General features: G+C 63.8%; 17 protein-coding genes and 3 pseudogenes. 12 read left to right on the forward strand and 8 right to left on the reverse strand.

Annotated elements, in window-relative coordinates; genetic code table 11:
- Positions 1 to 143 precede the first annotated feature (143 nt).
- Positions 144 to 758 carry a recombinase family protein gene (locus tag ACQCSZ_RS00500; protein WP_427006214.1) on the reverse strand — a complete coding sequence of 205 codons (615 nt, stop codon included), beginning with the start codon at positions 756 to 758 and terminating at the stop codon, positions 144 to 146.
- A 348-nt stretch (positions 759 to 1,106) separates the two neighbouring features.
- On the opposite strand from ACQCSZ_RS00500, the gene ACQCSZ_RS00505 reads away from it, so the two are divergent.
- Entirely contained in the window at positions 1,107 to 1,646 is a 540-nt protein-coding gene (locus ACQCSZ_RS00505; protein ID WP_427008452.1) for a LysR substrate-binding domain-containing protein, read from the forward strand.
- 307 nt (positions 1,647 to 1,953) lie between these two features.
- Here ACQCSZ_RS00505 and ACQCSZ_RS00510 read toward each other — a convergent pair whose 3' ends face one another.
- From ACQCSZ_RS00510 to ACQCSZ_RS00530, 5 genes are all read right to left on the reverse strand, one after another.
- Positions 1,954 to 2,205 (reverse strand): hypothetical protein, encoded by a 252-nt coding sequence (locus tag ACQCSZ_RS00510; RefSeq protein ID WP_427006215.1) that lies wholly within the window; start codon positions 2,203 to 2,205, stop codon positions 1,954 to 1,956.
- Positions 2,206 to 2,510: 305 nt separating this feature from the next.
- Positions 2,511 to 4,223: an ABC1 kinase family protein gene (locus tag ACQCSZ_RS00515; protein WP_427006216.1), complete on the reverse strand. Its 1,713-nt coding sequence runs from the start codon at positions 4,221 to 4,223 to the stop codon at positions 2,511 to 2,513.
- A gap of 5 nt (positions 4,224 to 4,228) precedes the next feature.
- Complete coding sequence (locus ACQCSZ_RS00520) at positions 4,229 to 4,771, reverse strand: PadR family transcriptional regulator (RefSeq protein WP_427008453.1); 543 nt, start codon at positions 4,769 to 4,771, stop codon at positions 4,229 to 4,231.
- Between the two features lie 327 nt (positions 4,772 to 5,098).
- Positions 5,099 to 5,419, reverse strand: a complete 321-nt coding sequence (locus ACQCSZ_RS00525) for a hypothetical protein (RefSeq protein WP_427006217.1) — start codon at positions 5,417 to 5,419, stop codon at positions 5,099 to 5,101.
- Positions 5,420 to 6,335: 916 nt separating this feature from the next.
- Positions 6,336 to 6,482: a hypothetical protein gene (locus tag ACQCSZ_RS00530; protein ID WP_427006218.1), complete on the reverse strand. Its 147-nt coding sequence runs from the start codon at positions 6,480 to 6,482 to the stop codon at positions 6,336 to 6,338.
- 1,190 nt (positions 6,483 to 7,672) lie between these two features.
- Between ACQCSZ_RS00530 and ACQCSZ_RS00535 the strand changes: the two genes are divergently transcribed.
- Complete coding sequence (locus ACQCSZ_RS00535) at positions 7,673 to 7,921, forward strand: hypothetical protein (RefSeq protein ID WP_427006219.1); 249 nt, start codon at positions 7,673 to 7,675, stop codon at positions 7,919 to 7,921.
- Positions 7,922 to 8,072: 151 nt separating this feature from the next.
- Complete coding sequence (locus ACQCSZ_RS00540) at positions 8,073 to 9,023, forward strand: ferritin-like domain-containing protein (RefSeq protein WP_427006220.1); 951 nt, start codon at positions 8,073 to 8,075, stop codon at positions 9,021 to 9,023.
- Between the two features lie 1,113 nt (positions 9,024 to 10,136).
- On the opposite strand, the gene ACQCSZ_RS00545 is transcribed toward ACQCSZ_RS00540, so the two are convergent.
- Positions 10,137 to 10,358: a hypothetical protein gene (locus ACQCSZ_RS00545; protein ID WP_427006221.1), complete on the reverse strand. Its 222-nt coding sequence runs from the start codon at positions 10,356 to 10,358 to the stop codon at positions 10,137 to 10,139.
- Between the two features lie 354 nt (positions 10,359 to 10,712).
- Between ACQCSZ_RS00545 and fdhA the strand changes: the two genes are divergently transcribed.
- From fdhA to ACQCSZ_RS00565, 4 genes and pseudogenes are all read left to right on the forward strand, one after another.
- Positions 10,713 to 11,924 (forward strand): formaldehyde dehydrogenase, glutathione-independent, encoded by a 1,212-nt coding sequence (gene fdhA / locus ACQCSZ_RS00550; RefSeq protein WP_427006222.1) that lies wholly within the window; start codon positions 10,713 to 10,715, stop codon positions 11,922 to 11,924.
- A 258-nt stretch (positions 11,925 to 12,182) separates the two neighbouring features.
- Positions 12,183 to 12,440 (forward strand): hypothetical protein, encoded by a 258-nt coding sequence (locus tag ACQCSZ_RS00555; protein WP_427006223.1) that lies wholly within the window; start codon positions 12,183 to 12,185, stop codon positions 12,438 to 12,440.
- 237 nt (positions 12,441 to 12,677) lie between these two features.
- Positions 12,678 to 13,010 (forward strand): annotated as a pseudogene (locus ACQCSZ_RS00560) (Crp/Fnr family transcriptional regulator); the annotation flags it as partial.
- 154 nt (positions 13,011 to 13,164) lie between these two features.
- Positions 13,165 to 13,512, forward strand: a complete 348-nt coding sequence (locus tag ACQCSZ_RS00565; RefSeq protein ID WP_427008454.1) for a YegP family protein — start codon at positions 13,165 to 13,167, stop codon at positions 13,510 to 13,512.
- Between the two features lie 373 nt (positions 13,513 to 13,885).
- Here the strand turns inward: ACQCSZ_RS00565 and ACQCSZ_RS00570 are convergent.
- Positions 13,886 to 14,241, reverse strand: a pseudogene (locus ACQCSZ_RS00570) (VOC family protein); the annotation flags it as partial.
- 152 nt (positions 14,242 to 14,393) lie between these two features.
- Between ACQCSZ_RS00570 and ACQCSZ_RS00575 the strand changes: the two are divergent.
- The 5 genes and pseudogenes from ACQCSZ_RS00575 to ACQCSZ_RS00595 all read left to right on the forward strand — a co-directional run.
- Positions 14,394 to 15,491 (forward strand): annotated as a pseudogene (locus ACQCSZ_RS00575) (IS1380 family transposase); the annotation flags it as partial.
- Positions 15,492 to 15,617: 126 nt separating this feature from the next.
- Positions 15,618 to 15,998 (forward strand): hypothetical protein, encoded by a 381-nt coding sequence (locus tag ACQCSZ_RS00580; protein WP_427006224.1) that lies wholly within the window; start codon positions 15,618 to 15,620, stop codon positions 15,996 to 15,998.
- Positions 15,962 to 16,837, forward strand: coding sequence for a tyrosine-type recombinase/integrase (locus tag ACQCSZ_RS00585; protein ID WP_427006225.1), 876 nt, complete (start codon positions 15,962 to 15,964; stop codon positions 16,835 to 16,837). The genes ACQCSZ_RS00580 and ACQCSZ_RS00585 overlap by 37 nt, the downstream gene beginning before the upstream one ends.
- The gene (locus tag ACQCSZ_RS00590) at positions 16,830 to 17,756 is read left to right on the forward strand and encodes a tyrosine-type recombinase/integrase (protein WP_427006226.1); all 927 of its coding nucleotides are present in this window, start codon (positions 16,830 to 16,832) and stop codon (positions 17,754 to 17,756) included. Before ACQCSZ_RS00585 ends, ACQCSZ_RS00590 begins: the two co-directional genes overlap by 8 nt.
- Complete coding sequence (locus ACQCSZ_RS00595; protein ID WP_427006227.1) at positions 17,753 to 18,523, forward strand: tyrosine-type recombinase/integrase; 771 nt, start codon at positions 17,753 to 17,755, stop codon at positions 18,521 to 18,523. The genes ACQCSZ_RS00590 and ACQCSZ_RS00595 overlap by 4 nt, the downstream gene beginning before the upstream one ends.
- Positions 18,524 to 19,013 lie beyond the last annotated feature (490 nt).

A 19,013-nucleotide genomic window follows, 5' to 3' on the forward strand; every position in this document is an offset into this window, starting at 1 on the left:
GGTAGCAGGAGAACTCCTGATCTCGGATTCAGAATTAGCCCCGCACGTCAGAAGTCCCGGCTGGGCGGCCGTACCCGGGCACCGAATCGTTTTCACTCAGTCCGATAGAGCGCCCGCCGATCCTTCTTTTTCACCAGGGCAGCTCAGTTTTTGGAGAGCAGCTTTGCGCCGTCCGGGCGCAGTTCCCCGGTGGGTGATACGTGCCGGTATAGGGTCTGGCGTGTGATTCCCAGCTCCTGACAGAGGTCGCTGACTTTGGTACCGGACTGGCCCATGGAGGCCATGGCGAGCCGGACCTTGGCCGCGGTCATCTTGAACGGGCGGCCGCCGTTCCGGCCGCGGGCCCGGGCGGAGGCGAGGCCCGCGAGGGTGCGTTCGGAGATGAGTTCGCGTTCGAACTCGGCGAGGGCGGCGAAGATTCCGAAGACGAGTTTGCCGGAGGCGGTGGTGGTGTCGATAGCTGCGCCCTGGCCGGTGAGGACCTTGAGCCCGATGCCACGTTCGGTCAGGTCGTGGACGATGTTGACCAGGTGGCGAAGGTCCCGGCCGAGCCGGTCGAGTTTCCAGACGACCAGGGAATCGCCGTGCCGCAGGGCTTTGAGGCAGGCGGCCAGCTGCGGCCGGTCATCCTTCTTCCCGGAGGCCCTGTCTTCGTACATGGCCTCCGGATCGGTCCCGGCGGCGAGGAGTGCGTCGCGCTGCAGGTCCGTGGTCTGGGACCCGTCGGCCTTCGAGACGCGCATGTATCCGACGAGCACAGGAGTTCTCCTCTGTTATTTATACGTTCGTTTAAGTGACAGCGTGATTCCGAATCCCGCTGGAAACTGAAGATGTCACTTAACCCGTGATTTATTCTAAGTCATGTAAAGGGTGGCGTTGTGACTGTTAACTTCGTTTGGCGGTTAAATCGCAGCCTGAAATGGCGGTTCTGCGGTTCCGTTTGCGGAACGGTGAGCGGCATACCGTTGTGACTGTTAACTTCGTTTGGCGGTTAAATCGCAGCCTGAAATGGCGGTTCTGCGGTTCCGTTTGCGGAACGGTGAGCGGCACACCGTTCCTCTGACTTCGCCCCTCCGGCCTTCATCAGTGCCCGTCGGGACGGCCTGCTGGACCGGCTGTACCGGCGGGACATCGAACTGACACTGCTGTGGGACTACCCCTGGCAACAGATCGAGGATGAAAATTTGACCCTGGTCAGGCTGATGTACGACCCCACAGTGCTGCTCGTGCAACGCGATCACCCCATTGCGAAGCGGCAATCCGTACGGATCGATACCTTGAGGGACCAGGAATGGGTAGTGCGCGACGAACACCCTGTGGCGGATGTCCTCCGCCGCGTCTGCCATGACGCCGGCTTCGAGCCGCGCATCGCTTTCGCTGCTAACGACTACCAGGAGACGCAGGGCATGGTTGCCGCCGGCATCGGCATCGGTATCGCCTTAGCCCCGCAGTTGGCACTGAGCGCGCTCCGCGCCGACGTCGTTGCCGTCCCCCTCGCCGGCTCCCCCAAGCGCAGGATCCTGCTTGCCAACCTCGCCAACCGCAGGCTCAGCCCAGCCGCCCAACAAGCGGTCGCGGTGTTTCGATCGACAGCAAAGCGTCGGGCATCCGGCCCTGCGCCACTGGATGCCATTTACCGCAGCTAAAACGACGCCATTTACCGTCGCGATTCACAGCCATGCGGCTCATGGAAAAACACCATGCTTCATGACTCTCACAAATGGTTCTCGAATAGGTGCAGTCGACCGAGGGTCCTGAATCGGGTTTTGAGAAGGGAGAAGGTCCATATGACGGCGCATCGCATCGATTGCGCCTGGGTCTCCACCCGGATCAGATCGTCGACCTCAAACGCTATGCGCTGCAGGTTGGGGGGTGCAGCGACCCAGCTCTCGGCCGGACGGCGTCTTGTCACCCCAATCTGACAGGACGCCGTCGGTATTTCGCCGCAGCGCGCTATTTGGATGCGGCGGCGCCGAGTGCTGACGCGTTTGCGGCGGCGTTGCGCCGGATCTCTTGGACCTTCTCGATTTCCGGTGCAAGTTGCTGCATGCGCGTCAGGTATCTTTCCAGGATTTTGTCGAGCGCGGGGTGGAACCCGGTCCTGTCCCGGCAGACAGCGTCGGTCACGGCGATCCTAAACTCCTCCTGCCCCCGCGGCTTTTCCTGCATCGGAGGCCTGTAAGAGGAGTATGGCGTTTCGTTCATACAGGCTTTCCAGTCTTTGATGGCTTTGGCTATGCCCGGGTCGCCGGAGGCGGAATTGGTCGCGATGAAAATGAGTTGGACGCCCGCTCTGCAGTGCCGTCCTGCGCGACGGCAGCTTATTAGCCAGAGCTGACGGAGTTAGGTCGTAGAGGCTGGTCGTTGGGCGCCGGAGTGCCGAACAGTGGCGCTACGGGCGAAAACTTGGCTCTGGCAGTCTGAACTCGAAGTCGATATCAAAGTTGGTCAACGGGCGTGGGGGAGCGTTTTTGACGCTGGGCTAGCCGGGTTTCGGCTCACCGGCTCATTTAGAGGCCGCGGCGCCCTACCCACAGGCCATGCAGCAGAGGAACCACCGACGCGATCATCAGCACGCTGCCGAGCACCGTGTCGTCCGCTCGGACCAGGGAACCTGCGATGAGCAGGGCTCCGAACACCAGCGCCGATACCGACCGCTGCGCCATGCGGCTAAGCCGTGCCACCTGCCGTTCGAGGCGCGGGTTGGCCACCGATAGCGAACCGTCCTCGATTCGGGTGAGAAGCCCATCCAATCGTTTCGGCAGACGCAAGGCGACGCCGGCGGCGTCGAGCGCTTGCTGAACAGCGTCCTGCACGATGTTGCCGCGCTCGTCGCGCAGCAGCTGCGCCGCATAGGGTTCGACCGAGTCCCACAGATTGAACCGGGCGTCCAGCGAGCTGCACACACCCGACGTCAGTGACATCGCGCGGATGATGAGCAGGAAGTTCTCCGGCAACTGAAAGGGCAACGAGCGAACCACGTCACCGAACTCCAGTGCAAAGTCACGGAACTCCCGGGGGTCCACCTCACGAAGCTCGGCGAAGCCCATCCCGCCAAACCTGGCGAAGAGGTGCGTCATGGCCCGCTCAAGCTCGACCGTGTCGGCCGACGGCACCAGCACACCCACGTCTCTGATCGCTGTCACCAACCCCTTACCGTCACGCGCGGCGGCTGCGATCAGCAGCTTCCGCAGGCCACTGCGTGTCTTGGGCGGCACCTCTCCCATCATGCCGAAGTCGATGAACGTCAGCTTCCATGGGCGCTGTGCGGATGAATCGGCATTCGGAGTGACAAAGATATTGCCGGGATGCGGATCGGCGTGGAAGAAGCCCGTCGTGAATATCTGGTCGAACATCACCGACGCGAAGACCGGGGCAACCTGCACGGGATCGATGCCAGCCGCAACAAGGGCCGCCAAGTCCGTGATCTTGATCGCCGTAACATCTTCCAGGGTGAGCACGCGGCGGCTGCTCCGCTCCCAGACGACGTCAGGCACGATCACTCTGTCGTCGTCGTCGAAATCAGCGGCAAAGCGCTCTGCATTCGCCGCTTCATGGAGGTAGTCGATTTCCTCGAGGCTGGTCTGCGCAAACTCTTCGACCAGTGCGGGAATGTCAGCACGATCGGACACGAGGCGCACGCGGCTGAGCCAGCCGCCAACTTTGCGTAACGCGGCCAGATCGACGTCGACAATCACGTCGATGCCCGGTCGCTGCACCTTCAACACTACATTTTCGAGACCGGTGTCGGCGGCATCGGTGCGAAGAAGTTGGGTCCGGTGCGCCTGCCCGAGGGATGCGGCGGCGATTGGCGTCTCATCCACCGAGGCGAACACCCGGTCCAAAGGCGCACCCAGCTCCGCCTCGGCAAGGGCACGGATTGCTGGGAACGGGACGGGGGGCGCCTCGTCCTGCAGCCCTTCCAGTTCAGCGGTGATCTCCGGCGGGAGCACATCGAGCCTGGACGACAGGAACTGACCAACCTTGATCATTAGACCGCCAAGGTCCACTGCGAGCACATGGAAGCGCTGCGCGAAGCGCCGCATCCTCTTGGCCCGGGCGCGTTCGGCAATCCCGGCCAGCCCGATGCGAGGCAGGAACAGCTCAAACCACCACGTCACCGCGAGATGCCACGCGGCGAAACGCAGGATGCGACGGTAACGGGCACGGGTGTTCCCGGCGCCGGTTACCGGATCTGCCCGGTCCCGGCGAACCGACGTCACCCTCGTCAGTCCTGGGCGAGGATCGAGTACAGCCGACGACGTGCCTCGTCGAGCACCTTTACGGCCTCCTGCACCTGCTTCGGGGAGCCTGTGCGACCCACCTGGGACGCGGCCTGCGCGAGCTCGATGCCAGCCTTGGGCAGCGCCGCGAACCCTGTGCCTGACCCCGGACCCGTTGACTCCCATGGCGCTGACGCATCGGCACCCGCCACCTCTTCCCGGCCTGCTTCGGTCAGCGAGTAGATCTTGCGGCCGTTGGATTCCTCGGCACTGATGAACCCCTCATCGGCCAGCAGCTGAAGCGTTGGGTAGACGGAGCCGGCACTCGGCTTCCAGCTGCCACTGCTGCGCTCCTCGATTTCACGGATGATCTGGTAGCCGTGCATTGGCCGCTCCGCGAGCAGAGCCAGTATCGCCGACCGCACCTCGCCTCGACCCGCGCGGGTGCCCGAGCGCTTCTCAAACCTTGAACGCAGCTCCTCAACGGCCTGCCACATGCCGTCGATGTTGGGGCCCCCGAATCCGCCCGCCGGGTATGAATTACGCATCATGCTCTCCTCCGTGAACCTGAACCGTGAACGGTGAACGATATACAACGATAGTCAACGATACATGGAGAAGTGCCCTTTCGGCCCTCGCATGAACGACCGTTTACGCACAACCTGAAGCTACGCCGACGTCCCCTGGAACAAGCCTTTCTATGCGCGCGCAGGATTCGTCGAAACGGGGTCGGCCACCGACTTCCACAAACACCAGGCGGAAGTTGAAGAGCGACTCGGGCTCGACCTGTACGGCCGTCGCATTCAGATGACGGCCGCCATCCTATATCTCCGTTGGCAGGGGACAGAGAGCGACTGCTCCGCGGGCAGGACAGGTCAGACGGTGGCCAGAGGATTTGCTCCGTGGGCGACTTTGGCCCGCCGGCGTGAGGCCATCACGCCAAAGAAAGAGGTCACGACGACGGCTAAAGTTGCAAGAACTGACGCGTTGACGAATAGCGAGAGTTCCATTTGGTGAGGTAGGAGCATAGTCGTATCCCAACCCGCGTCGTCGGCGCGATTGACGAATTCTTCGTCGATCGGATTCCACAGTATGGCCGCGAAGCTTATTGTAACCAAGGCGCCGAGGCTGAGGACAAGATGGACGACAGACAGTGCCGATGGCTTCCCCGTGCGGCCTGCAGGACGGTTGTTCATAGCTTCCCCCGTTTGTCTCCATGGCGGCCGCGGCAGCCACTGTCCTTGCACTGCCCGTTGCCCGGGAGCCCTCTGCCCGGAGCGAAGTCAGCCGGGCAGGACGCCTCGATAAGCTTTGAGTGCGTGGTCTCTGATCCACCTTCTGGTCAGGAAAGCGTCCACAACGCAAGAAACGGCGAGGATCGTCCAGGAAATCCATACCGGCGCAAGTCCGGCAAACACCCATAGTCCGGCTGCAACCACGAAGCCAGCAGAGACATAGCCATAGATTCGCAGAGGTCGCGAATCTTGCCTCTTGCGCCTCGCGAAAGTAGTTCAGCATCAGTCCCCCAAGGTTCGCATCGGAGCCTACAGTACTGGTTGCGGCAAATGGCGTTATTAGATGAGCGCCAGATGCCGTTGCGATTCACACGAGTCCGCTATCCATGTATCAGAACCGGCGTCTATGGACGAGACGTATGGACGGCCGGCCCGCACCCCGGGCACCTCAAATACGATCGATTACTGAGACGGTCATGCCGTTTTTCACATGGCGTCAGGAGTGTCGAATGTGAATCGCAGCGGTATTTGGCTCTGTTTTCGCAGCGCTATTCGGCCCGCTCCGTTGTTAGGACTGGGGGATATGAGCGTCCGTGGGACCTGCCTAGCCGTTTGCAGGACGGGTAGCCGCGCGTAGCTTCAGGCAAATGTAAGGAGCAGTGCTGCCCCCGGCCGCGGGACTGCCGGGAGGGAGATCGGTCAGCGGACAATGCTAAAATGAGAGAGGAAGCGCCGTTGGCACGGCGTCTCAACCGCGCGTTGGTGGTAGTTCACTCGTACCCACCCAACGGCGTCCTCGCCCGGCAACTCCTGCATACCAGCAGAAGCATCCGCTAACACTGCACGCCGCCGGCGAGCATCCCGACTCTGTCATTGCTTACGTTCCGGACAAACTGGTCAACTGGCGAGCCTGCTCGATGGCCTCTGCGGTTGCGGTCTGCCGCAGGGCCAGCGCCAACACGAAGCCGACGGCGGTGAGCACGACCAGGCCGGCAACCAGGAACGCCGAAACAGCCTTCGCCACAGACACGCTCCGCAGACACTCCGTACGGGCTGGAACCTGCAATGGCGCGTTCACCACGTACTCCTTCGACCGCGAGGTCTGGCCAGAGGCAGGGACGGCCGACTCAGGGCTCGTCGACGGGCACCGGCATCAGTTCCACGGACGGAGCGTCGAGCCTCCCCACGCGAACTTGCCATCGCAGACCCTCCAGTCAAATACCTGACTTCGTCTCTCACAGGGTTCATCAGCGACCCTGTGCAAACCTAGGAGCCCAGCAGCACTTGCAGGGACTGCCCGCTCCGCGCCGGTGGGCAGCAGCACACTGGGGCCGGTGTGCGGGGGCATTGAGCGCACCCGACCGGCCGCGGGCAGTCCTAGGACCAACGTCGAAATGGATCCTCCGTCGCGTAGGACCAAGGTCGCCTATAACGGCTTTGACGTCGTAGGACCAAGGTCCCATGGCATGTTCCGCGGCAAATGGGGAACCTTAGCCCAACACCTTTATCGACCAGGTCAGGGCCTTCTGAGAGTATTCGGCGCAGAATTTAGCGAAGGAATTGTCATGAGAGAACAACGGTTGAAACGACCAGTGGACGGCTGTCCGGCACAGACCGTCGACCGGGACTCCGCGACGCCGAAACCGCCCCCGATCGTGTGGCAGGCGACCACCCCTGAGTGTCAACCCCGCACCCCATCAAGATCACAGTTCTCAGCACGAGGACCGCGGCCGCGACCGGAAACAAGGTCGACTCGACGCCTGCCTGGCCCTGAATTGGACCGGCGGCCCGGCGGCCAAAACCCTCCGTCCGCCGGGCCGTCCCACCAGCATTCCGACCTGCCGGTCGCCCTTCGGTTCGCATGATCCGGGCGATAACGGCGGGATAGAGGCCGGCAAAAGCGCGCTTCGCACCACGCCGCAACGACCAGGTGACGACTAGGGCGCGCTTCGGAAGGCGTCCGGGCCACGCGAGGGCAGCGGTGGCCACGGCGGTGGCAGCGGCGACTGAAACAGGCCGGAGCGCGTCTCGAATGCCTTACCGGACTTCTTCGACTCCGACGCGGTCCTCCTGCGCAGGATGTGCAGGAGGAGGAGGAGGACCGTTTTGGCACGATCCCAGCCGGCGCGAAGGCCCGGCCACCTGTCCCTACACACGAAGGTCATGGATGCGGCTGAGCTGTCCGCCTTCGACCCACCTCAAGGAGAACTGGCGATGAACGAGAAACGACCGAATCCCGACGAACTTTTAGGTCTGGGCGTAGGAATCCTCACGACTTTCGTCTACGACGACCCGCACGCCTTCACCGTCCTTGCTGGCGAGGTTCCGGACGGATCCTCTGAGGCCATCGTCGCGCTCGGCAGAGTGAGCGAGGCGATGGTAAGAATGATCGCCGAGATGCTCGGTGTATCCAAGGAAGAGGCGCTGGAGCGGATTGCGGCATCTTTCGCTGCCGCTTACTGAAAACGCCCTCTCCCTGCCTGGGTCGGCGGGGCAGAGGACCGGGTCTGAACACCACCTATTCCGTCCAGTCCTGTTCCGCCCTTTTAGAACAAGACGGCCCACCGGCTTCAGCGGATCATCTCAAAAACGCACTCATGACAGGAGCACACCGATGTTCGACCAGAAATTCATTGCCGAAGCCCTCAACCGCAGTGCCGAAAACCCTATGGACCGGCGCCTATTGTTCCGGGCCGCCGGGATCGCAGGAATCGGCGGGGCCGCGGCCCTGATCGCCGGCTCACCGGCCCAGGCATCCGTCTCGGAGAAGGCGGCCGGTGCGCCCAGTGACGGGGCGATCCTGAACTTCGCCCTGAACCTGGAATACCTCGAGGCGGAGTTCTACCTGCGCGCCGTCACCGGCCACGGCCTCAGCGACAGGCTCACGGACGGGAAGGGCACCCGGGGCGGGGTGACCGGCGGATCGAAGGTACCCTTCAAGCCCGGCAGCCTGATCGAAAAGTACGCCAAGGAAATTGCCGCCGACGAGGAATCCCATGTCAAGTTCCTCCGCACCGCACTGGGCTCAGCCGCCGTGTCCCGGCCCCAGATCGATCTGGAGGCCAGCTTCACCGCCGCAGCACGGGCCGCGGGCCTGATCAAGGCAGGCCAGAAATTCAACCCCTTCGCCGATGAAACCAGCTTCCTCTTGGGTGCGTTTATTTTCGAGGACGTCGGCGTGACCGCCTACAAGGGTGCGGCCCCGCTGATCGACAACAAAACCTACCTCGAAGCCGCCGCGGGCATCCTCGCCGTCGAGGCCTACCACGCCGGCATCATCCGCACCACCCTCTACGCCCTCGGACTGCAGGCACCGGCCCAAGCCATCTCCGACGCCCGGGACAGCCTCGACGGACCCACCGACCTCGACCAGGGCATCGGCACCAAGCAAACCGCCAACCTCGTCCCCACCGACGCCAACGGCATCGCCTTCAGCCGCAGCGCCGGACAGGTCCTGAACATCGTCTACCTCACCCCCAAGGCAGTACGCGAAGGCGGGTTCTTCCCCCAGGGCGTCAACGGCGAGATCAACACCAGCGCCGGCGCAGGCGCCGGCGGCTCATAACACCGACACCGACAGCAGGATCGTGTGGGTCAGGGCAGGCGGGCACCCGAAAGGTGTGCCGCCTGCCCGGCCGGCGCAGAACGGACCCTGCGTCGGCGGGCTCCGCACCGGCCTGATCGGGTCCCGGCGGGCAGACGACACCTGGCTGATCCGGACATCGACGGAAGGGCGATGAAGCAGAGGTGGTCCCGGTAGTACGTGTTTGGTCCGGGGACTTACGACTCCTGTTTAGTGGCAGCCATCCACGGCCAGCACGGAGACTCTCCGTGAAACACAGGCCGTCGGATTATCGGGTTCCCCTCCGGCGCCCCGTGGCGCAGGCTTCGCGCCGCCCACACCATCATCATGATGCCCCGGACAGCGGACCCGAGGACTTGGCCCCCGTTCCAGCCGCTCACGCCGAAGCCAGCAGCATCAAACTGTTCCCGAAGCCGGGGGCTCCGTCACGGACAGTCCCCCGGCCATCCCGTCCTGATAAAGGATCGTATTTGAGATGCCCGGGGAGGCGACCGTAATCGACTGCAGGCTGGGCCGGCTTCCGTAGTACCCGTGCGGTGCTCTGACAGATAGCGCTGCGAAAACCCTGCTGCCCGTGCGGAAGTGGCCCGCGGCTGCGGATGGTGGTCCCGCCCTGTTCTCCTGACGGGACGTATGCTGGGCTACCATCCGCAGCATTGGATCCGAACCAATCCCGGGAGCAAATCCGTGACCTTACCGCCCCAGCACGAGCCCGAACCGTTCCCGCCCCGGCCCAGTTCGCCGTCTGGTTCCCCGGACCCGACCAATCCCTTCCCTCCTGGTCCTGTCCCTGACCCGAATCCGGCGCCCGGTCCCCTGCCCGTTCCAGGCCCGGTGCCGCCGGACCCCGACCCTGTCGGCATCCTGAGCCAGGCGGACATCGCCCGGAACTATCCGGAAGACCGCGTCGGCGAGCTCGTCACCTTCATCTCCTTCTGAGAAGGAGCCGGCGGCACGGACCAGGGAACGGGACCGGCAGCCCATAGCCCGGCAGCCCGGGTCGCAGCAGGCGAAGAACGAAAGGGGCCTCGCTGCTGCTTTTCCGGGCTTGCCCCGCTCCATCCCGGCCCGGGATGCGGTGCCCGGCGGATTTCCCTACGCGGGTTCCCATCCGCCGGTCTGCGTGTGGACGGCGACAACGTCCCCTTCCCCGGCGGTCGGGCCGGCATCCGGGCAGAACCGCAGCAGCGCCGTGCTGCAGCCTGCCGCTGTCAGCACATCGGAGGCCGCAGCAAGCGCCTCCTCAATATCAGCGCCATGCACGGCTGAGCGGATGCCGGCGGTCTGGTTGACGGTGTACTCAAGATAAAACGGCATGGGCCAGCATGCCACACGCCCATTCAGGCCCGTCCCGCCCTCCCCCTGCGTTCACTCATCGGAAGCTGCCAGGCCCAGTGGCCGGGCAGCAAACCGCAGACCCCGCGGACCCGCCGCTACGGCATTCCCAAGTGATTCTTCGAGGGTCCCCCTCGCGGTCATTTTTCAGGAGTCACCGCGGGCCATGGACCTGACGGCGGCGGGCGTTCTAGACTGGCGGCACCCTCCACCACCCAGGCATTGAGGATGCCGTCTGGCCTGCCGCCTGTGCCTGCACTTGGAGGGTGCATCAACGCTTCATGAATCACAGCCGGCCCTTCATTGGGGAGGGCCCGTGACACCAGGAGGAAAGAGATGACAGGAAACAAAGCCGTTGCCTACAAGGGGCCAGGCAAGGTCGAACTCATCGATATTGACTACCCCAGCTTCGAACTCAAAGACGGCCCGGGAGTAAACCCCGCCAACGTGGGCCGCCAGGTGCGCCACGGCGTGATCCTCAAAACCGTTGCCACCAACATCTGCGGCTCCGACCAGCACATGGTCCGGGGCCGCACGACAGCCCCCGTGGACCTCGTCCTCGGCCACGAAATCACCGGCGAGGTGGTGGAAGTGGGGCCCGACGTTGAATTCATCAAGGTGGGGGATATCTGCTCGGTTCCCTTCAACATCTCCTGCGGCCGCTGCCGGAACTGCAAGGAACGCAAGACAGGCATCTGCCTCAACGTCAATCCTGACCGCCCCGGCAGCGCCTACGGCTACGTGGACATGGGCGGCTGGGTGGGAGGCCAGGCCAACTACGTCCTGGTCCCGTACGCGGACTGGAACCTGCTGAAGTTCCCCGACCGGGACCAGGCCCTGGAAAAGATGATGGACCTGACCATGCTGTCCGACATCTTCCCGACAGGATTCCATGGTGCCGTCACCGCAGGAGTCGGGGTGGGCTCCACGGTCTACATCGCCGGCGCCGGCCCCGTGGGGCTCGCCGCGGCCACCAGCGCGCAGCTGCTGGGCGCCGCCGTCGTGATTGTCGGTGACATGAACACGGACCGCCTGGCCCAGGCCCGCAGCTTCGGCTGCGAAACAGTCGACCTTAGCAAGGGCGGCCCGGCGGAACAGATTGAGCAGATCCTGGGCGTTCCGGAAGTCGATTGCGGTGTGGATGCAGTCGGGTTCGAGGCGAAGGGCCACGGCGCGGGTGCGCACGAGGCTCCGGCGACGGTGCTGAACTCCCTGATGGAGGTGGCCGCGGCCGGGGGCGCCCTCGGTATTCCCGGGCTCTACGTCACGGGTGATCCGGGCGGCATTGACGAGGCCGCCAAGAAGGGCTCCCTGTCGCTCAGCCTCGGCACCGGCTGGGCCAAGTCGCTGAGCTTCACCACCGGCCAGTGTCCGGTGATGAAGTACAACCGCGGCCTGATGATGGCCATCCTGCATGACAAGGTCCACATCGCCCGGAACGTCAACGCCACGGCGATCTCCCTCGAGGACGCACCGAAGGGCTACGCCGAGTTCGACGCCGGCGCCGCCCGGAAGTACGTTCTCAATCCGAACGGATACCTCAGCTAGCCGCCCGACCAGGCAAAGCAACGCGGGGTCACATCCCGGCCAAAAGCCCGCTCCGGGATCGGGCCGTAAATGACCCCGCGTTGCTGCTGGCAGCCCACGCCGTAGCGGTTGAGCTTGCTGCTGCAACCGGGCTGGCCGGGGTTTTATGTGAGTCATCGCCGGCATCTGTCATTCACCGATCACCGGGCGTACCCTGAGCATGACCCGCTTCCAGGTACCTGGCGCTTCCGCCTTGGCCTGCACAGGAAGGCAGCAGCGATGGAGATGAACCTCAGGGACAACTGGCACAGCCTCAGCGCCGCCACGCGGCAATGGCTGACCGATAACCCCGGGTGCCTGATCCTGCCACGCACACTGGTCGCCACCATCTGCGAGGAAACCGGCCTAAGCCCCGACTGTGACCAGCACGGCGAAACCACCCTCTCCCAGGAGGACCGCGACTTCATCCGGGCCAAGGCCGATCCGGCCCCGCCAACCGGACCGGAGCACCGTTTCTTCGACGCAACCCAGCCTTGAACAGAGGCAGGTCCGGCCGGATGCCGTCCCGGCTTTGGGGCGCTGCGCCGTCAACGACCGTGGTTTGGCGTCCCGGCTGCGGCAGGGTGGAGGTTCCACCGGACACAGAGCCGTGGTCCGGGCTTGTCTTAGGGGAGTCCTGCAATCTTCAATAGCGTCCCCGAACGAATCGCCGGGACCTGACTGTGATGGCCGCCGGTCGGGCAGCCCCGGCCTCTCACCAAGGGTGTACAGGTCTCCTTGACCCACGAACAGCTGGCCGCTTTGGCGGGCACATCACGGGAAACGGCCACCAAGGTCCTGGGTGAGTTCGCGGACCCTAGGCTGCTCTCCCTCGGTCGTGGCCGCGTCACCATCCTCGACATCGACGGATTGGCACGCGAAGCCGGCGGAGTCATTGACGCACATCCAGCGGCGGCGGGCCCGGGGACGGCCCCCTCGGCCGGCATCCCGCGGGTCACCGCCGGACGGAAGAGCCCGTGGAGTGGGAAGTTCACCACAGGTCCCGGGACGGTCCTGCCCCTCGGGCCGTCTGCCGGTGTACTAGCCAGAGGCGGTTCTTCCCCGTAACTTGGATAACGGCGCCGTGTGGCGCGCTTCACATCAAAGTGAAACAGATGATCCTTTTGCCGGACCAGAACGACCGGAACGCAGCGCCGCGTCCCGGACCCGACGAGAAAATACCGGGCGTCGTCCGGCGTTCAGGAGGACACCCATGACCGGTATGTTTGAAGTCTTCATCGACGAGGACGAGTGCTTCAGGTTCAGGCTCAAGGCCCCTGACGGAACCGTGGTGGCCGTCTCCCGGTCCTTTCCTGACAAGCCGGCTGCGGTGTCCGGCATCAGTGCCGTGCGCGAGTATGCCGGAATGGGCCTGATCACCGACCTGTGCCCAGAGGTCCCGGTCCACGGATCATCAGCCGCGCCTCCGGCCCCCGATACCCGGCAGGCCACGCGGTCCCCGGCTGACCGTCCCGTTGGGGCGCCGCGGCGTGCCAGCGCCACGGGATCTTACCGGCCGGCAGCTCCACGCCGGGTGCCTGTCGGGTCCGGCCTGCACAAGGTTGCCTGAGGCGCAGGCAAGGTGAGGCACACCCCCGGACCCCGGAGTGGTATTGAAGCATCCGTAAATCCGAGGCTTCGGGACGGCTCCAGGGCTTCCCGGGCCACCGCTTCCTGTCGCCCAGACGGCTCGGCACCGTGGGGGCGTTCCTCGCGGCATGGTGACCTTGTGTCCGTCCCAGCCGAGGTCAGCCGCCCATTACCGGGTGGTGGTTAATTGTCGGTGATCGGTTCGTGCTCGATCCGGGCCCGTCCGCCCTGCACGGGGACGGTCAGCGTGACGTTTCCGTGGTGGCGTATTGGCGTAGCCGGCCCCCGGATGGCCGACGGCGGCACCCACCGCATGACCGGGTGCCGCCGTCTTTCCGAAGATGAAACCAGGACTGGGAGGCGGTGATATTGACCAGCCAGTTGACGCCGAACTTGTCCGAGCACATTCCGAAGACGTCGCCCCAGGGAGCGGGCGCAAGCGGCATCGCGATGAGTCCGCCCTCCGAGAGGCCTTCCCAGCAGCGGCGCAGTTCGGTTTCATCGTCGCCGCTGAGGGAGACCGAAAATTTATCCCCCGGTGTGTACTGCATGCTGTTCGGGGTATCGGCGCCCATCAGCGTCAGCCCGCTTCGGTGACGAGCATGCCATGCATGATCTTGTCCTGCTCGGCCGGATCTTCACTGGCCTGGTATTCGCTGAACGTGCTCAGGGTCAGTTCGCCGCCCAGGACGGACTGGTAGAACTCCATCGCCTCCCTGGCCGTGTCGCGAAAGCTAAGCCTTGATCCACCGATGTTGGTCGGGGCGCCGACGGCGGTTTAAACCGAGAATGCCCGTCTTTTCAAGGAAAATGGAGCTTGTCTAGAACCCTTTGACCACCGAAAAGAGAGGCATCTCGTAAGTGGAAGTTTCCCATAAACCGTCCGCGGTGTCAGTTTCCTTTGACGAGCCGAATCTCGTGTCGGCGGCAGGGCTGTTGCCGGTCATGACGTTGGCCCGGGACGCCGGGCTGCATGAGTTGGCCGATGAATGGCTGTCGGTCCCGACGGACAAGGGTGCGAACGCCGGGCTGAAGGTCGCGTCCCTGGTCGCCGGGATGGTCGCCGGCGCGGACAGCATCGATGACATGGCCCTGCTGCGCCACGGCGGAATGAAGCGGCTTTTCAAGGCCTGCTACGCGCCCTCGACGCTGGGTTCGTTTCTTCGGTCCTTCACGTTCGGTCACGTGCGGCAACTGGACGCTGTCGCGTCCCGTTTCCTGGCCAACCTGGGGACCCGGGCCCCGCTGCTCGGGCGTCCCGGGGTGGAGGACTTCGTGTTCGTCGATGTCGATGACACGATCATCGAGGTCCACGGCTACGCCAAGCAGGGCTCCGGCTACGGATACTCGGGAGTCCGCGGGCTGAACGCCCTGCTGGCCACGGTCTCCACCAAGGACACCGCCCCCGTGGTCGCCGCCCAGCGGCTGCGCAAGGGCGCGGCGAACTCGGCCCGCGGAGCCAAACGCCTGATCACCGACGCCCTGTCCACGCTCAAGCGCGTCCACACCGGCGGGCGGGTGCTCTGCCGTTTCGATTCGGCCTTCTACGGCCATGCCGCGGTGTCCGCAGCGCTGGCCGGCGGGGCGGAGGTCTCGGTGACCGCGCGCATGGACCCGGCCGTCAAACGCGCCATCGCCGGGATCCCGGAGACGGCGTGGGAAACAATCGAATACACCGACGCGGTCTTCGACGAGACCACCAACACCTGGGTCTCGAAGGCCGAGGTCGCCGAGACCGTGTTCACCGCGTTCAGCTCCCGCAAAAAGGACGAGCAGATCACCGGCCGCCTGGTCGTGCGCCGCATCCCGGAACTGAACCGCAAAGCCGACGAGGGGCAGGAAACCCTGTTCCAAACTCACCGGCACCACGGGTTCTTCACCACCGTGGACGCCGGGGTCCTGGACACCGTCGCGGCGGACAAGACCCACCGGAAACACGCCATTATCGATTATCTTGATGTCCGGATTATGCCGATGTTTCCCTGAAACTGCTGGTCAGCGTCGTGTTGGTGGCGAATACTTCGGCATAACTAGAGCGAGGAGGTCCACGCTTGTCCTTTCCGATTGCGTGGAAGGACTGGACTCATGAGCCATCCGTCAAAGGTCGTCATTGTCGGCCCGCTGGCCGTCTTGCGGGAGCAACTGACAACGGAATTTGTTCGACTCGGCTATGCCCCGTCGACAGTTGCCCGCCAGCTCCAACTCTTGGCCCATTTGTCGCGGTGGATGACCGCGCGAGGGGTCGGCGCAGGGGAACTTTCGTGGGCGGACATCGCCTTTTTCTGTTCGGACTACGGCCTGTCCTGCATTCATCGGTGTGCACCGCCGCCGGTAATGATCTTGATGAGTTTGATCCGCCCGGAGGCTGTGCCGTCAAGGGCAGTGCGACCAGGCGCTGTTCTGCCGTCAGAGACGGAAGAATTGTTGGCGTGCTTCGGCGAATTCTTCGCGACGAACGGGGCCTGACGGCAACGACCAGGGCTCTCTACCTGTATCAGCTTCGCTTGTTTGCGCTGTGGTTCGTTGCACGGTTCGGTTCGGATCTGACTGTGATGACGATCGCTGCGGTCGATCAGTTCTATGTTGATCGCGGGGGCATCTGGTCGACGTCATCCGCACGTTCGTCCACGATCGCCCTGCGCGCTCTGGCTCGATGGCTTTTTCTTACTGGCCGATCGACGCTGAATCTGTCGACTGCCATCCTGACTGTTAAGGACACCTCACAGAACGCTTTGCTCAAGGCATTGTCCGGCGCGGACGTTAAGACTCTGCTTTCTGTGAAAATGTCGGTGCGAGACCGAGCGATTCTTCTCGTGCTCACGCGAATGGGACTGCGGGCAAATGAGGTCTCAGGGTTGACCGTCGACGATTTTGATTGGCGCGCCGGAACGGTTCTCATCCACGGCAAGGGTAACGATTCCCAACTCATGCCGGTGCCTGCCGACGTTGGTGAAGCCATCGCCGAATACTTATCCGGACAGCGAAGAACCAAGTCGCCATACCGTGAGGTGTTTCTGGGCGTCTATACCCCGAATTGTCCTTTGAACAGGTCCTCGATCTCGATGGTGGTCACTTACCTGGCCAAACGTGCCGGGATCGTTGGGCGTGTCGGGGCACACCGCCTCCGCCACACCGCGGCGACAGCGGTCCTCGCGGGCGGAGGGACGCTGGAGGAGGTGGGGCAACTTCTTCGTCATCGAAGCACCCACGCGACGATGATCTATGCGAAAACTGACCTCGGCGCGCTGGCTCAACTCGCGCGGCCGTGGCCCGGTTCAACAAGGCAGGACAGTGCTCATGAGTGAGTTGCTTCGCAAAAGCGCTGTCGATTACCTACTCCTGCGCAGTCTGAGGGGATACCAGCCCGGCGATCAAGAATGGTTGATCCGGGAGTATCTGGACTTCCTCGATCTGCAGGGCTTCACAACGATCACGGTGTCCAACGCGTTGGCCTGGGCGTGTTTACCGGTGAATGCCCGATCGCGGTGGCGCACCCAAAGGCTCACGGTCATCCGGCTCTTCGCTGCGCACCTGCGCGCCAGTGCACCTGATGCAGCTGAGCTGATTCCGCCTGGACTGTTGCCAGCTCGGGTGGTGAGGTCTGCTCCCTACCTCTATCGGTTCGACCAAGTGGAAGCGCTCATCCGTGAAGCCATCAATATGCGCCCGGCACTGCAGGGTCAAACGCTGGCGACCATTATCGGGCTGATGGCAGCCACGGGAATGCGCACCGAGGAGGCGCTTGCGCTGAATACGGCAGACGTTGACGCCGGGCAGGGGACGATTCTGGTCCGAGGCAAGGGCGGCAAGCAGCGGTTGTTGCCGGTTCACGATTCGACGATAGCGGCGCTGGCCCGCTACGTCACGAGCAGTCGCGCCTTGACGCCCCACGATGATGCGCTCTTTGTAAGTCCGGCAGGATCGAGGCTGCTCGCCAATACTGTCCAACAAGCTTTCCGACGAGTCGCCACAGCCTGCCATTTGCAGCCGGGTCTGGGGAAGCGGGATCCCCGCCTCCATGACCTCCGGCATACATTCGCGGTGAACACCTTGATCGATGCCCACAGGAGTGGTTCCGGCATCGACGCACGCATCGCCGCACTGGCCACCTACCTCGGCCACGGCAGTCCGATCCATACCTATTGGTATCTCTCAGCCAGCCCGGAACTGCTCCACCTGGTCAGCGACCGAATTGAAAAGCACGTTCAGGGAGACCGACCATGAGTACGTTCACCGTGACGCTGCAGGCCTTCTTCACAACATTCCTGGTGGGCCAGAAAGCGGCCAGCCAACACACCATCGCCGCTTACCGGGATGCCTTCAGAATGCTCCTCCTTTACTTGCACGACACGACCGGAACGACGCCTGACACGGTCGAGTTCACCGACCTGAACGCTGAAGCGATCGCTGGATTCCTGACATATTTGGAGGCCGTTCGGAACACGGTCCGGACCCGCAACGCTCGTCTGGCTGCCGTTCATGCGTTCTTCGCCTACGCCGCTTACCAGCATCCCGAACACGCTGACGTGATTGCGCGGGTCCTGGCCATAAAGTCCAAGAAGACCACCACGACGGTGCTCACCTATCTCACCGACCCGGAAGCCGACGCTTTACTCAGGGCGCCCGACCAAACCACCACGACCGGTCGGCGCGATCAGGCGATCATTCTGGTTTTCCTCACAACGGGTCTGCGCGTGAGCGAGCTGACCGCACTGACCACGCAGGACCTGCAGCTGAGCAAACCAGCACACCTCCTCTGCCACGGCAAAGGCCGCAAGGACCGCATCACGCCACTCAACAAGCAGACCACGATCGCCTTGCGGGAATGGGTCGCCCGAAGGCCCGATGCGCACCCGCAAGACCCGATATTCACGGCGCAAGGAAGCGCACGGGCGATTGGCCGCGACGCGATCGCAGCACGTCTTCGCGTTCACTGCGCTGCTGCAGCCATACTCTGCCCGAGCCTGGAGCCTGGTCAACAACCGTTATGAGGATGCTGGACGCTGTTCGGGCACCGAGTTCATGGGAGAACTACGCGCGGGCGGTGAAGGAGTGGGCGGAGTTCCTCGCCGTGCACGGGATCGCGTTGTTCGACTCGCGGGAGCGGCTGAAGGCCGGGTTGAGCCGGTATGATATCGCAACGCCGCGATCGGCGACCACGCTGCGATGATCGGATGCTGGACGCCCGAAGGACGCTGACGCCGACGCGGCGCTGGTGTTCTACCTGTCGAAGGCCGCCGCTCTGGCTCGGCCACGAATCCACTCAAGCGACTCAGGCCTACCTTCACGCCGACCTCGGCATGAAGGAGCGTGCGATGGCTCGAATCGCCCCACTCGGATCCAACGGGCCTCGATTCATCCCGAAAGATCACATGCTCACGTTCCTCGAACCGGCTCGGAGAAGCTGGCCCGCAGCGGCCCGATGCCGGGCTTCGCCGCCGCGCTGGGCGTATTCGCCACCAACACGACGCTGACCAGCAG

This window comes from Pseudarthrobacter sp. H2 (assembly GCF_050157045.1).
Taxonomy (GTDB): Bacteria; Actinomycetota; Actinomycetes; order Actinomycetales; family Micrococcaceae; genus Arthrobacter.